The following is a 14023-nucleotide window of genomic DNA, read 5'->3' as shown; positions in this document are numbered from 1 at the left end:
CCGGGCCCGGGTGTGCGCTGCCGCCCCGCGGCCCCTCCGGGGAGGTTCCTGAACCCCGGCCCCGCGAGCGCGGGCTTCTGCTGCCCCCGCGCCGGAGCGCCCTGTCGGGACCCGGGCCCGGGTGTGCGCCGTCGCCCCGCGGCCCCTCCGGGGAGGTTCCTGAGCCCCGGCCCCGCGAGCACCGGCCTCTGAGGGTCCCGCGCCGGAGCGCCCCGCCGGTACCGGCCCGCCGCGGGCCCGCGCCGCACCGCCGTCCTCCGCAGGATCCCGCCGGGCGTGCCGGACCCCCGGGGGGAGCGTTCCGCAGCGGCGTCCGGTGCGCGGTACCGGCCCGGGGCGGGAAGCCCGTGCCGCACCTCCGGGGGGCGCGATGATCACGCTCGCCCGGACCCACTGCGTCGCGCTGCTGGGGGTGGAGGGGCACGTCGTCGAGATCGAGGTCCACCTGGGCGGCGGCGATCCCGGCGTCACCCTGGTGGGCCTGCCCGACGCGGCCCTGCGCGAGGCCCGCGACCGCATCCGCGCGGCCCTGGCCAACAGCGGTGAGGCCTGGCCCAGCGGCCAGATCACCATCAGCCTGTCACCGGCCAGCCTGCCCAAGGCGGGCAGCCTCTTCGACCTGGCCATCGCCGCCGCCATCCTGGCCGCCGAGGGGGCGGTGCCCCCGGACCCGCTGGCGGGCTCGGTCCTCATCGCCGAGCTGGGGCTGGACGGCCGGACCCGGCCGGTGCGCGGGGTGCTGCCCGCGGTGATCGCCGCCCGGGAGAGCGGCCACGACCGGTTCGTCGTGGCCCGCGGCAACGCCGCCGAGGCGGCGCTGGTCCCCGACATCGAGGTGGTCGCGGTCGACTCCCTGGAGGAGCTGTGCCGCTGGGCCAGGGAGGGCCTCCTCCCCGAGGCGCGTCCCCCCGACCCGGCGCCCCGCCCCCGCCGCCCCTCCGACGCCGAGCCCGACCTGGCCGACGTGCTGGGCCAGCCCGTGGCCCGGCGGGCGGTGGAGATCGCCGCCGCGGGCGGACACAACCTGATGATGCTCGGCCCGCCCGGGACCGGGAAGAGCCTGCTGGCCGAGCGGCTGCCCACGGTGCTGCCCCGCCTGGACCCCGCGGCGGCGCTGGAGGCCACCGCCATCCACTCGGTGGCCGGGCTGCTGCCCGCCGGCTCGCCACTGGTCACGGAGCCGCCCTTCGCCGCGCCCCACCACACCTCCACCCGCTCGGCCATCATCGGCGGCGGCAGCGGCCACCCCGCCCCGGGGTGGGTGTCCAAGGCGCACCGCGGCGTGCTGTTCGTGGACGAGGCACCGCAGTTCGGGCGGGGAGTCCTGGACTCGCTGCGCGAGCCGCTGGAACGCGGTGAGGTGGTGCTGGCCCGCGCTTCCTCCACGGTCGTGTTCCCGGCCAGCTTCCAGCTGGTGATGGCGGCCAATCCCTGCCCCTGCGCCAAACCCGGCGCGCTCTGCGACTGCCCGGCCGGGGAGCGGCGCCGGTACTTCTCCCGCATCTCCGGGCCGCTGCTGGACAGGATCGACCTCAAGGTCGAGCTGCCCCAGGTGGGCCGGGCCGAGCTGCTCGCCGACCGGGCCTTCGCCGAGTCCTCGGCGGTGGTGGCCGCCCGGGTGCTCGCGGCCCGGGACCGGGCGGCCCGCCGCCTGTCGCAGACCCCGTGGACGACCAACGCCCGGGTGCCCGGGGCCCACCTGCGCCGGGACTTCCCGGTGGAGCCGGGCGCGCTGCGGATCCTGGGGACGGCCATGGACCAGGGGCGGATCAGCGCCCGCGGGGTCGACAGGACCCTGCGGGTCGCCTGGACGCTGGCGGACCTGGCCGACCGAGACCGTCCGGGGGAGGAGGAGGTGGCCTATGCCTTCGCCCTGTGGTCCGGCCGCGCCTGGTGACGTCGGCGGGGCGGCCACGGCTCCGCCGCGCCGTATCGGAGCGGCGGGCGGAAGGCCGCGGCCCGGGTCGGGCGGCGGGAGGAGCGCGGCTCCGCCGCGCGGCGGAATGGGCGGGCACGGCCGTTCCTCCCCGGGAGGACGCGGCACCCGTGCGCGACAGGGCGGTGCAGGAGTGCGGCCGCCGGGCGGCGGGTGCGATCGCCGTGCGGCGCCGGTGCGGGGCGCAACGGTGGGGCGGGGACGGTCGACCTGCGGGCCGGCGGGCGGCCCCCGCCGCGGGGTGTGGGGGGCGGCGTCCGTGGGCGGGGCGGTGCGGGTGTTCGGATGGCAGGGGAGGGAAGCGGTGGACGAGGACGAGGTGCGGGCCCTGGCGGCGCTGACGACGGTGGCGCCGCCCGGTGACCCGTGGCTGGGCGCGGTGCTCGCCGGACACGGGGCGGCACGGGTGTGGGCGGAGCTGGTCGCCGGGGCGCCGCCGCCGGCCGAGCCCGAGGACGCGGAGGCCGTCGTGGACCGGGAGCGGGTGGAACGGCGCTGGCGGCGCTGGCACACCGCGGCCGCCCGGGTGGACGTCGACGCCCTGCTGGCGGCCTCCGCCGCGGCCGGGGTCAGGTTCGTGGCACCGGGCGACCCCGAGTGGCCCGGCCGACTGGAGGCGCTGGACGCGCCCGGCGGACGCCGCTCCCACGGGCTGTGGGTGCGCGGCCGCGGCGACCTGCGCAACCTGTGCCTGCGCTCGGTGGCCGTGGTCGGCTCCCGGGCGGCCACCTCCTACGGCGAGCACGTCGCCGCCGAGCTCGCCTACGACCTGGCCGAGCGCTCCGTGGCCGTGGTGTCCGGCGGGGCGTACGGCATCGACGGCGCCGCGCACCGGGCCGCCCACGCCGCCGGCGCCACCGTGGTCGTGCTCGCCTGCGGGCCGGACGTGGACTACCCGCGGGGGCACGCCGGGATGTTCACCGACATCGCCCGCACCGGGGTCCTGGTGAGCGAGCGCCCCGTCGGCGCCCGGCCCGGCGCCAAGGACTTCCTCGTCCGCAACCGGCTCATCGCCGCGCTCACCCCCGGCACCGTGGTGGTGGAGGCGGGGCGGCGCAGCGGGGCGCTCAACACCGCCGCGCACGCCGTCGAGCTGCACCGGGTCCTCATGGCCGTCCCCGGCCCGGTCACCTCGGCGATGTCGGTCGGCTGCCACCTGCTCCTGCGCGACCGGCAGGCGGCCTGTGTCACCTGTGCCGACGACGTGCTCGACCAGATCGGTCCGCTGGGCGGGGTCCCGCCCGGACCGGTGCGGCTCAGCGCGGAGCTGGCGCCCGAGAGCGCCCGCGTGCTGGCCGCGGTCCCGCGGAGCGGTGGCGGACCCGCGGTCATCGCCCGGGCCTGCGGACGGGACCTGGAGTCCACCATGAGGGCGCTGGGGCTGCTGGCCGCGGCCGGGCTGGTGGAGCGCTGCCCGGCGGGGTGGCGGCCCGCCCGGTGAGGTCATCCGGAGGCGGGCAGCCAGGTCCGGCACAGCCACCAGGCGTCCACCGCGCCCAGCGGGGTGTACGGGTCCATGCCGGTGACCTCGGCGAACCGCTGGAGTCGGTTGCGCACGGTGTTGGGGTGCACGAACAGCGCCTCGGCGGTCCGGGCCACGTCGCGGTCGTACTCGAACCAGGTGCGCACGGCCCGGGCCACCGGCACCGCGTTCGAACCGAGCGCACGCCGGGCGGGAGCGTGGTGCCGGGCCAGTACCCCGGCCAGGTCGTCGCGCTCCACCACGGCGGCCAGCGCGGCCACGCCGGCGATGTGCACCACCCCCGTGAGGCCCGCGGCCTCGGCCGCCGCCAGCGCCGAGGCCGCCAGGCGGCGCAGCCCCGACAGGTGTTCCGGGTGTCCCGGCCCGGCCAGGCCCGCGGGCCCCGGCAGCGCGTCCGGAGCGGGGGCGCCGCCCAGCACCGCCACGAAGAGGCCGTCCACCTCCGCCGCCAGGGCCGGGGCGGGATCGCGCAGACCGCGCTCCCAGCGGGCGGTGTCCGGCGGTCGCCCGGAGCGGGCCGTCACCACCCACAGGTCCGCGGGCAGCCCCGCCTCGGCGGCGGCCAGCGACGCCGCCGAGCCGCCCTCCAGCAGGCGCAGCAGCAGGGCGGTGTCCCGGGCGGCGACGGACCTCTCCTGGTCCGCCAGGGTCTCCCGGTGGGCGGTGATGAGCCGACCGCGCACCGCCTCGGCCCAGTCCTCGTACAGCTCGCGCATGTCGAGCAACTGCTCGGCGCCCACCCCGTGGGCGCGGGCGATCTCGCGGGCCCGCGTCCAGATCGCGCGTTCGGCCACGTGGATGGCGGACAGCACCGCCTCCACCGGGACGCCCTGGCGGGCCCGGCTCACGCCGAGCTCCTGGACGAAGCCGAGTTCGGCCTCGGTGGGGCCGCGCCGGGCCGCCACCGCGCGGGTCGCCGCCAGCAGCAGTGCCCGGGTGTGCGCGCTCATGTCGCCCGGCGTCAGCCCGGACACCTCGCGCACCGTCCCGCGCACACCGGCCACGGTCGCCGACAACAGGTGGTCGTCGGCCACCACCTGCTCGATGACGGCGACGACCCCGTCCCAGTCCCCACGCGAACCCATCGGCCCTCCTCGTGCGCTCCGTCCCGCTGGATTGTGGTGGAACACAACAAGGGAGGACAAGGGTGTGCCCGTGGCCATGTCCTTCGTTCGTGGAGCCGCCTACGATTGGTCCTGCGCACAAGCCCCGCATCCGGGTGGCCGGTGTGCGGCGGCGTCCCCTCCCCCGAAGGGGCCGCGTCCCGGATGACCCCGCCCCTCCCCGAGCACACCGGCCCACGGCCTCCCCGCCGGTGCCGCGCCACCGGACCCGGTGCGGTCGCCAGCGGGGGTGCGGCATCCAGGCCGCGGCGCCCGCCGACCGGGAAGGGCCCGGCGGGCGCCGCCCCTTCCCCCCACGGAGGATCCCGATGAACGTGCCAGGCCCCCGCGGAACCGACCGGTGCACCGGGTCCGCGGGGACGGTCGCAGCGCTCCGGCCCCCGCGGCACGCCCTCCGTTCCGGGCTCCCCGCGCCCGGCACCCGCGGCCCCGGCGAGCCCCGGTGAGCCGCCCCCGCGTCGCCGTCATCGGAGCCGGGGCGGCCGGCCTGGCCACCGCCAAGGCCCTGCTGGACCACGGCCTGGAGCCGGTGGTCCACGAACGCGGCGAGCGCCCCGGCGGGCTGTGGGTGCGCGAGGACCCCGAGTCCCCCGCCTACGCCTCCCTGCACCTCAACACCAGCAGGGGGCGCACCGAGTTCTCGGCCTTCCCCATGCCGCGGGAGTGGCCCGACTACCCGTCGGCGGACCTGGTCGCCGGGTACCTCGCCGACTACGCCGACGCCTTCGGGGTGACCGGGCGCATCCGGTTCGGCACCACCGTCACCTCCGTGGAACACGCACGGGGCGGCGGCTGGGAGGTCGCCACCGACCGGGGGAGCGACCGCTACGACGCGGTCGTCGTCGCCAACGGGCACAACCGCGAGCCCCGCATGCCCGCTGAGGAGTACCCCGGCGACTTCTCCGGCGTCCACATGCACGCACACGCCTACCGCGACCCCGAGCTTTTCCGGGACCGGCGGGTCCTGGTCGTCGGCATGGGCAACTCCGCCATGGACATCGCCGTCGACGCCTCCCACACGGCCCGCGGCCCCGTCCTGCTCTCGGCCCGCCGCGGCGTCCACATCGTGCCCAAGTACCTGTTCGGGCGGCCCGCCGACGCCACCGGCGCGGCCCTGGCGGTACTGCCCTGGCGCGTCCGGCAGGCCGTCGCCCAGGCCCTGCTGCGGCTGGCCGTGGGCCGTCCCCAGGACTACGGGCTGCCCGCCCCGGCCGGGGGGATGTTCCAGAACCACCCGACGGTCAGCGACACCGTCCTCAGCCGCCTCACCCACGGCGAGATCGCCCCCCGCCCCGGCATCGTGCGCTTCGAGGGGGACCGGGCGGTGTTCGCCGACGGGCGCCATGACGTCGTCGACATCGTCGTCTGGGCGACCGGCTACCGCGTCACCCTGCCCTTCCTCGGCGAGCACTGGACCGGCCCCGACCCCGAGCGCCTACCCCTGTACAAGCGGGTGTTCCACCTGGACGACCCGAGCCTGGTGTTCGTCGGGCTCATGCAGTCCACCGGAGCCGCACTGCCCGTCGTGGAGGCCCAGGCCGAGCTCGCCGCCGCCCACCTGGCGGGGGAGTGCGCACTGCCCGGTCCGTCCGAGCAGCGCCGCTCCGTCGCCCGGGAGCTGCGGGCCGCCACCGCCCGCTGGGGGGGCGGGCGCCCCATGATGCGGGTGGACTTCGACCGCTACGTCGCCGACCTGCGCCGCGAACGCGCCGCCGGGGCCCGGCGCCCGGCCGCGCACCGCGAACGCGCCGCCGCACCCGCCCGCCCGGAGGGGGATCCCCGATGAACCGGCCACTGCGCGACCTGCTGTCCGGCGGCCGCCGCGACCCCCGCGGACTGCGGGTCCTGGTCACCGGCGCCTCGGGGACCTTCGGGCGGGCCCTGTGCACCCGGCTGCACGACGCGGGCGCCCGTGTCGTCGGCCTGGACGCCCGCCCCCGCGAGGACGACCCGGTCGAGGTCCTCGCCTGCGACGTCACCGACGACGCCGCGGTCCCCACCGCCGTCGCCGGGGCGCTGTCCCGGCTGGGCGGGCTCGACCTGCTCGTCAACAACGCCGGGATCGGCGGACCCGCCCCGGCCGAGCTGCCCCCCGGCGCCGAGGCCCGCCGCCAGCTGGACATCAACCTGCTCGGCAGCTGGCGGGTCAGCGCCGCCTGCGTCGACGCACTCGTGGAGTCCCGCGGCCGGGTGGTCATGGTGTCCTCGCGCATGGCCGTCATGCAGCTGCCACTGGCCGCCGCCTACGGGGCGTCCAAGCGCGCGCTCGTCGCCTACGCCGACGCCCTGCGCCTGGAGCTGGCCCCGCACGTGGGGGTCACCTGCGTCTACCCGTCCATGGTGCGCAGCCCCATCCACGACTCCACCGCCCGGGCGGGGCTGTCCCTGGAGGGGATGAGCACCTACGAGAGCCTCGAGGGGGTCGTCGACACCGTGCTGCTGGCCGGGCTGTCGCGACGCCCCCGCCGGGACCTGCCGACCACCCGCAGGGGCGCGGTCGAGTTCCTCCTGGCCCGGCACCTGCCGTCGGTCACCGACCGGATCATCGCGCGCACCCTGGCCGCCCGCGCCCGCTCGGGCGCCTTCGCCGGGGCCGAACTCGCCCGGGGTGTGGTCCGGCGCACCGCCACCCGGGGGGAGCGCTGATACCGTGCGGGCATGGCCAAGCCCTACAGTGACGCCCTGATCGCCGACGGCCCGCTGCTGTTCATCTCGGGCCAGGTCCCCACGGGGCCCGAGGGAGAGGTCGCCGGGGACATCGGCGGCCAGACCCGGCAGGTCCTGGACAACATGGAGGAGATCCTCGTCCGCCACGGCGCGGACCTCTCCCACCTGGTGCGGCTCACCTACTACCTGCGCCACATCAGCGACCTGGAGGAGTTCCGCTCCGCACTCCTGGGCCGGCTACCCGACGGACACCGGCCGACCTCGACCCTGGTGGAGGTCAGCGGCCTCGTCGACCCCACCTACCTGGTGGAGATCGACGGCGTCGCCTGCCTGCCCCGCCGGTGAACCCGCTGGAGGGCTTCGCCTCCCACCTGGCGGGCGAGCTGGGCCGCTCCCCGCACACCGTGCGCGGCTACCTCGCCGACCTGCGGTCCCTCCTGGCGGACCTGGAGGAGCACGGCCTGGAGGTCGGCGACCTCGACGTCCCCGTGGTACGCGCCTGGCTGTCGCGCGCCCGCGACCGGGGCGCGGGCCGGTCCACGGTCGCCCGCCGGGTGGCCGCCGTCCGCGCCTTCACCCGCTACCTGCACCGCGAGGGCCTGCTCGCGGCCGACCCGGGCCCGCGCCTGTCCGCGCCCGCCCAGCGGCGCAGCCTGCCCGCCGTGCTGGACGAGGGGCAGGCCGAGGCCGCGCTGTCGAGCCCGGTGGACGACAGCCCCGTGGGCGTGCGCCGCCGCGCCGTGGTGGAACTGCTCTATGCCACGGGCGTGCGCGTCGCCGAGCTGTGCGCCCTGGACCTGGAGGACGTCGACCGCGCCCGGAACACCGTGCGCGTGGTGGGCAAGGGCGACAAGGAGCGCACCGTCCCGGTGGGCACCCCGGCCCTGGACGCCCTCGACGACTGGCTCTCCGCCGGGCGCCCGGCCCTGGTCGCGCCGTCGAGCGGCCCGGCCCTTTTCCTGGGCGCCCGGGGCGGCCGCCTGAACGTGCGCCGCGCCCGGGAGGACGTCCACGCCCACCTGCGCGCCGCGGGCCTGGACGCGGCCCCGCACGACCTGCGCCACAGCGCCGCCACCCACCTGCTCAACGGCGGTGCCGACCTGCGCAGCGTCCAGGAGTTCCTGGGCCACGCCAGCCCCCGCAGCACCCAGATCTACACCCACGTCTCCGTCGACCGCCTCCGCGACGTCTACCGCCGCTCCCACCCCCGCGCCTGACCCCCGCGGCAGGCCTCACGGCCGCCCAGGGCCCCCGCCACGGCCCCGGGGGCCGGGCCGCCCCGGACGGAGCGGGTGTCCCCGTCGGCCCGGGCCCCTCCGGCACGGCCCGCACGGCCGTTCGGGCCGTTCTCCGGGAGACGGCCGCCCTGACCGGGCCCCGTTTCCCCTCCGGCCGCCGCCCCCGCGCCCACCGCGGTAGAAGCCGCCCCGGCCACCCCACGCGCCCTGCCCGTCCCGGTCACCCCACCCTCCCCGACCGCCCCGCTGTCCCGACCGCCCCGTCGGTCCCGGCACGGCCGCCGCGGCCGTGCCGGGACCGACGGGGCGTCGCCGCATGACGGGCGGGGGCCGGGTACGGCCGGACGCTCACGGGGAGCGGGGGAGGAGGCGGGTGTCGACGGGGCCGAGGAGGGAGAGCGGGTCGAGGTACTCCCGGCCGCGGAGCAGGCCCCAATGGAGGCAGGCGCGGTCCGCGCAGTGCCGGGGCCCGTCGGCGACGGTGCCGATGACCTGGCCCGCCGCCACCGGGTCGCCGCGGACCAGGCCGGTCTCCACCGGAAGGTAGGTGGTGCGCAGGTCCCCGTGGGACACCGACACCACGGGCGTGCCCGCCACCCTCCCCGCGAAGTGGACGCGGCCCGCTCCGGCCGACAGGACCTCCCGGCCGGGCCCGGCGGCCAGGTCCACGCCCCGGTGGCCGGGCAGCCAGGGCCGCTCGGGCGGGTCGAAGGGCCGCAGCACCCGCGGTGGCGGGTCCAGCGGCCAGCGCCAGACGGCGTCGGCGGCCGTCGGCGCGGGAGGCGGGAGGTGGAGGGCGGCGAGCAGGCACAGGAGGAGGACCAGGAATCGTCTCACCCCTCCAGGGTCCCCGCGTCGGGCCCGGGGCGCAGCCCCTTCCGCCGGCCTGTGGACGACCGCGGGGGCCGGTCGCCTGCGCAGGTCCGGCCTGTTCCCCGCGGAGGATAGAATCATCTGTGGCCCACCGGGCCGAACACACTACGCACGTCCACCAGCCTCCCTCCGGAGGGGTCGTACCCACGGTCCACACCGCCTCGGCGGAGTGGCGGTGCGGCCGGGGCGTCAGGAACAACCGAAGGCGGGGAGCCCTATCCCCGCCACCAATAGGAGGACCTGTCATGGCCACAGTCGTGACGACTCGCCAGCTCCTGGAGAGCGGCGTCCACTTCGGGCACCAGACCCGTCGCTGGAACCCGAAGATGAAGCGCTTCATCCTCACGGAGCGCAACGGCATCTACATCATCGACCTCCAGAAGTCGCTGGCGCACATCGACCGCGCTTACGAGTTCGTCAAGCAGACGGTCGCCCACGGCGGCACCGTCCTGTTCGTCGGTACCAAGAAGCAGGCGCAGGAGGCCATCGACGAGCAGGCCCGCCGCGTCGGCATGCCCTTCGTCAACCAGCGCTGGCTGGGCGGCATGCTCACCAACTTCTCCACCGTCCACAAGCGGCTGCAGCGCCTCAAGGAGCTGGAGGAGATCGACTTCGACGACGTCGCCGGCTCCTCGCTCACCAAGAAGGAGCTCCTCAACCTCCGCCGCGAGAAGGAGAAGCTCGAGCGCACCCTCGGCGGTATCCGCGACATGTCCCGCGTGCCCAGCGCCGTGTGGATCGTGGACACCAAGAAGGAGCACATCGCGATCAGCGAGGCCCGGAAGCTCAACATCCCGGTCGTCGCGATCCTGGACACCAACTGCGACCCGGACGAGGTCGACTACCCGATCCCGGGCAACGACGACGCCATCCGCAGTGTCAGCCTGCTGACCCGCGTGATCGCCGACGCCGTGGCCGACGGCCTGCTGACCCGCTCCGGCGGCGGTGAGCAGAAGGCCGCCGAGGAGCCCCTGGCCGAGTGGGAGCGGGAGATCCTCGAGGGCAAGGGCGAGACCGCGGACTCCGCCGGGACCGGTGCGGACACCGCCGAGGTCCCGGTCCAGACCCCCGAGCCCGCGGCCGAGGCCGTCGCCGAGGCCGAGGCCGCCACCGTGGACGAGGCTCCGGCCGAGGAGACCCCGGCCGCCGCTGCCGACGAGACCCCGGCCTCCGAGTAGCAGACGGTCCTCCGGGACCCACGACACCCCGGTGCCGCTCCGCCTCCGAGCGGGGCGGCACGCGGGGTGTACGGACCGCTCACCTTCCGTACAGACTTCACTTCCAAGGGAATCCAACAGTCATGGCGAACTTCACCGCCGCGGACGTCAAGAAGCTGCGCGACATGACCGGCGCGGGCATGATGGACTGCAAGAAGGCCCTGACCGAGGCCGAGGGCGACTTCGACAAGGCCGTCGAGGCCCTGCGCATCAAGGGCGCCAAGTCCGTCGACAAGCGTGCGGGCCGCACCGCCGCCCAGGGCACGGTCGTCCTCCGCCAGCAGGGCGAGGGCAAGGCCACCCTCATCGAGCTCAACTGCGAGACCGACTTCGTCGCCAAGAACGCCCAGTTCATCGAGCTGGCCGACCAGGTCGCCGACTTCGTCGCCGCCCAGGACAGCGACGACCTCGCCACCGTCGCCGCCGCCGAGATCGAGCCCGGGAAGACCCTCCAGGGCTACATCGAGGAGAAGAGCGCGATCATCGGCGAGAAGCTCGAGTTCCGCCGCTTCGCCAAGTTCGACGGTGCCTACGTCTCCGCCTACCTGCACAAGTCCGACCCGGACCTGCCCCCGACCATGGGCGTCCTGGTCGAGCTGGACAAGGTGAACGAGGAGGTCGGCAAGGACCTCGCGCAGCAGATCGCCGCGATGGCCCCGCAGTACGTCTCCAAGGACGAGGTCCCGGCCGAGGTCGTCGAGAACGAGCGCCGCATCGCCGAGCAGACCACCCGCGAGGAGGGCAAGCCCGAGCAGGCGATCCCCAAGATCGTGGAGGGCCGCCTCAACGGTTACTTCAAGGACGTGACGCTGCTCGGCCAGCCGTTCGTCAAGGAGAACAAGAAGTCGGTCCAGCAGGTCGTCGACGCCGCCGGCGTCACGGTCAAGCGCTTCGCCCGCTTCAAGGTCGGCCAGGCCTAGGTTTTGACATGATGGAGGTGCCGGGGAGAACGTTCTCCCCGGCACCTTCGGTGGATATGGGCGGTTTCGGGGGGCATGAGGGCCCACACCGCCCGCAGCAGGAGCACTCGGGGGACCCTGTGCCGCTCGGGGACGACAAGGGAGGCCACAGGCCGTGAACGCAGCGACGAACACCGAACCCGCCATGCACGACGCAGGCTGGAAGCGCGTGATGCTCAAGCTCTCCGGGGAGGCGTTCGCCGGCGGGGGCGGCCTGGGCATCGACCCGGAGGTCGTCCAGTACGTCGCCGAGTCCATCGCCGAGGCCGTGTCCGAGGGCATCCAGGTCGCCGTGGTGGTGGGCGGCGGCAACATGTTCCGCGGCGCCCAGCTCACCGAGGGCGGCATCGAGCGCGGCCGCGCCGACTACATGGGCATGCTCGGCACCGTCATCAACTGCCTCGCCCTCCAGGACTTCCTGGAGCGGCTGGGGGTGGACACCCGTGTCCAGACCGCCATCCACATGAGCCAGGTCGCCGAGGCGTACATCCCCCGCCGCGCCGTCCGCCACCTGGAGAAGGGCCGTGTGGTCATCTTCGGCGCCGGACTGGGCGCCCCGTTCTTCTCCACCGACACGACCGCGGCCCAGCGCGCCCTGGAGATCGGCGCCCAGGCCGTCCTCAAGGGCACCCAGGTCGACGGGGTCTACGACTCCGACCCCCGCCGCAACCCGGAGGCGGTCAAGTTCGACAAGCTCAACTACAACGAGGTCCTCACCCGCGGCCTCAAGGTCATGGACGCCACCGCCGTCAGCCTGTGCATGGACAACGGGCTGCCCATCGTGGTCTTCGACCTGATGAGCCAGGGCAACATCCTGCGTGCCGTCCGGGGTGAGAAGATCGGCACCATCGTCGGGCCGACCCCCGCCTGAGGCGGCCACGGCGACACCAGCAAGCCACGCACACCACAGCCGAGAACCGGGAGCGCCCCATGATCGAAGAGACCCTCCTCGAAGCCGAGGAGAAGATGGAGAAGGCCGTCATCGTCGCCAAGGAGGACTTCGCGGCGATCCGCACGGGGCGTCCCACCCCGGCGACGTTCAACAAGATCACCGTCGACTACTACGGCGCGCCGACGCCGATCAACCAGCTCGCGTCCTTCTCGGTCCCGGAGCCGCGCATGGTGGTCATCTCGCCGTTCGACGTCAACTCCCGGACCTCGATCATCAACGCCATCCGCAACAGCGACCTGGGCGTCAACCCGTCCGACGACGGCCAGGTCATCCGTGTCGTCTTCCCGGACCTGTCCGAGGAGCGCCGCAAGGAGTACGTGAAGGTCGCGCGCACCAAGGGCGAGGACGCCAAGATCTCGATCCGCAACGTCCGCCGCCGTGCCAAGGACGCCTTCGAGAAGGCCGTCAAGGCGGGCGAGGTCGGCGAGGACGAGGCCCACCGCGCGCAGGCGGAGCTGGACGAGCTGTCCCACAAGTATGTCGGTTCCGTCGACGAGCTCCTCAAGCACAAGGAATCGGAACTCCTTGAGGTCTAGCCGGTGACGACTCCTTCCAGCGGCTCCGGAGGCGATGACCACTCGCCGGAGCACAGACCCGACGACGCTCAGCAGGTCGGTCCCGGCGACGCCGGGGCCGACAAGGCCGCCGGTCAGCGCTTCGTGCTGCACAAGCCGGGAGGTGAGCCGGTCAAGACCGGCCGCAACCTCCCGGTGGCCATCGCCAGCGGATGCCTCCTGGGCGCGCTGGTCTTCTTCTCGATCTTCCCGCTTCCCGCGCTGTTCACGATCATCACCTCCGCGGGGGTGCTCATCGGCATGCGCGAGCTCAACCGGGCCTTCGCCAGCAAGGGCATGGACGTCGCGGTGGTCCCCCTGGCCATCGGCGGCGTCGCCATGCAGGCGGCCGCCTACTTCGGCGGTCCCGACTGGCTGCTGGGGACCACCGCCCTGACCGCCGTCACCGCCCTGGTGTGGCGGCTGCGGGGCGGGGCGGACGGGTTCGTCGCCGACACCTCGGCGAGCCTGTTCACCCTGGTCTACCTGCCGTTCCTGCTGGGGACGTGGCTGCTGCTGATCGCCCACCCCGAGGACGGTCAGCAGCGCCTGGTGACGTTCATCGTGGTGACGATCTCCAGTGACATCGGCGGCTACTTCGCCGGGATCCTCCTGGGCCGGCACAAGATGGCCCCGGTGATCAGCCCGAACAAGACGTGGGAGGGCTTCGGCGGATCGGTGCTCGCCTGCGCCCTGGCCGGCGCCCTGTGCGTGACCCTGATGCTCGACGGGCCCTGGTGGGTCGGCGTGGTCCTGGGACTGGCGGTCGTCCTGGCCGCGACGGTCGGCGACCTGATCGAGTCGCTGTTCAAGCGCGACCTGGGGATCAAGGACATGGGCCGGTTCATGCCGGGCCACGGCGGACTGATGGACCGGCTGGACTCGCTGCTCATCGCGGGCCCGGTGGTCTGGATCGTGCTCAGCCTGCTCCTGCCCTGACGCGTACGCGGGGCGGGACCCCCGGGGGGTCCCGCCCCGCAGGTGTGCCCGGATGGTCCCGCCGGGGGTCTGCGGATACGC

13 protein-coding genes are annotated in these 14023 nt (G+C 75.2%); 11 read left to right on the top strand and 2 right to left on the bottom strand.

Annotated features, from left to right (window positions below; translation table 11 throughout):
* The first annotated feature begins 373 nt into the window (after window positions 1-373).
* Both ACSUPR_RS10950 and ACSUPR_RS10945 read left to right on the top strand, forming a co-directional pair.
* Complete coding sequence (locus ACSUPR_RS10950) at window positions 374-1897, top strand: YifB family Mg chelatase-like AAA ATPase (protein ID WP_436891964.1); 1524 nt, start codon at window positions 374-376, stop codon at window positions 1895-1897.
* A 343-nt stretch (window positions 1898-2240) separates the two neighbouring features.
* Window positions 2241-3377 (top strand): DNA-processing protein DprA, encoded by a 1137-nt coding sequence (locus tag ACSUPR_RS10945; protein ID WP_436891036.1) that lies wholly within the window; start codon window positions 2241-2243, stop codon window positions 3375-3377.
* 2 nt (window positions 3378-3379) lie between these two features.
* On the opposite strand, the gene ACSUPR_RS10940 is transcribed toward ACSUPR_RS10945, so the two are convergent.
* Window positions 3380-4504, bottom strand: coding sequence for a helix-turn-helix domain-containing protein (locus ACSUPR_RS10940; protein WP_436891035.1), 1125 nt, complete (start codon window positions 4502-4504; stop codon window positions 3380-3382).
* Window positions 4505-4985: 481 nt separating this feature from the next.
* Here ACSUPR_RS10940 and ACSUPR_RS10935 point away from each other — a divergent pair, with 481 nt between their 5' ends.
* Genes ACSUPR_RS10935 through ACSUPR_RS10920 form a run of 4 tightly spaced genes read left to right on the top strand, consistent with a single transcriptional unit; the run spans window position 4986 to window position 8427 of the window.
* Complete coding sequence (locus ACSUPR_RS10935; RefSeq protein ID WP_436891034.1) at window positions 4986-6329, top strand: flavin-containing monooxygenase; 1344 nt, start codon at window positions 4986-4988, stop codon at window positions 6327-6329.
* Window positions 6326-7189 (top strand): SDR family NAD(P)-dependent oxidoreductase, encoded by an 864-nt coding sequence (locus tag ACSUPR_RS10930; protein ID WP_436891033.1) that lies wholly within the window; start codon window positions 6326-6328, stop codon window positions 7187-7189. The genes ACSUPR_RS10935 and ACSUPR_RS10930 overlap by 4 nt, the downstream gene beginning before the upstream one ends.
* A gap of 12 nt (window positions 7190-7201) precedes the next feature.
* The gene (locus ACSUPR_RS10925; protein ID WP_436891032.1) at window positions 7202-7555 is read left to right on the top strand and encodes a RidA family protein; all 354 of its coding nucleotides are present in this window, start codon (window positions 7202-7204) and stop codon (window positions 7553-7555) included.
* A complete protein-coding gene (locus ACSUPR_RS10920) occupies window positions 7552-8427 on the top strand; it encodes a tyrosine recombinase XerC (protein ID WP_436891031.1) in 876 nt (291 codons plus the stop codon). Before ACSUPR_RS10925 ends, ACSUPR_RS10920 begins: the two co-directional genes overlap by 4 nt.
* Before the next feature lie 369 nt (window positions 8428-8796).
* Here the strand turns inward: ACSUPR_RS10920 and ACSUPR_RS10915 are convergent, their stop codons facing one another.
* On the bottom strand, window positions 8797-9285 hold the full coding sequence (locus ACSUPR_RS10915) for a M23 family metallopeptidase (protein WP_436891030.1): 489 nt from the start codon (window positions 9283-9285) through the stop codon (window positions 8797-8799).
* A 281-nt stretch (window positions 9286-9566) separates the two neighbouring features.
* On the opposite strand from ACSUPR_RS10915, the gene rpsB reads away from it, so the two are divergent.
* The 5 genes from rpsB (at window position 9567) to ACSUPR_RS10890 (ending at window position 13942) form a co-directional block, all read left to right on the top strand.
* Window positions 9567-10499: a 30S ribosomal protein S2 gene (gene rpsB, locus ACSUPR_RS10910; protein WP_436891029.1), complete on the top strand. Its 933-nt coding sequence runs from the start codon at window positions 9567-9569 to the stop codon at window positions 10497-10499.
* A 122-nt stretch (window positions 10500-10621) separates the two neighbouring features.
* Entirely contained in the window at window positions 10622-11458 is an 837-nt protein-coding gene (gene tsf, locus ACSUPR_RS10905; RefSeq protein ID WP_436891028.1) for a translation elongation factor Ts, read from the top strand.
* A 184-nt stretch (window positions 11459-11642) separates the two neighbouring features.
* Window positions 11643-12368 (top strand): UMP kinase, encoded by a 726-nt coding sequence (gene pyrH / locus ACSUPR_RS10900; RefSeq protein WP_436891963.1) that lies wholly within the window; start codon window positions 11643-11645, stop codon window positions 12366-12368.
* A gap of 59 nt (window positions 12369-12427) precedes the next feature.
* On the top strand, window positions 12428-12985 hold the full coding sequence (gene frr / locus ACSUPR_RS10895) for a ribosome recycling factor (RefSeq protein WP_306370665.1): 558 nt from the start codon (window positions 12428-12430) through the stop codon (window positions 12983-12985).
* A gap of 3 nt (window positions 12986-12988) precedes the next feature.
* A complete protein-coding gene (locus ACSUPR_RS10890; RefSeq protein WP_436891027.1) occupies window positions 12989-13942 on the top strand; it encodes a phosphatidate cytidylyltransferase in 954 nt (317 codons plus the stop codon).
* Window positions 13943-14023 lie beyond the last annotated feature (81 nt).

The sequence above is a fragment of the Nocardiopsis dassonvillei genome, assembly GCF_964273065.1.
Classification (GTDB): domain Bacteria; phylum Actinomycetota; class Actinomycetes; order Streptosporangiales; family Streptosporangiaceae; genus Nocardiopsis; species Nocardiopsis dassonvillei_B.
Note: the sequence above shows the minus strand (reverse complement) of the source record. Positions and strands in the feature narration are given on the sequence as shown.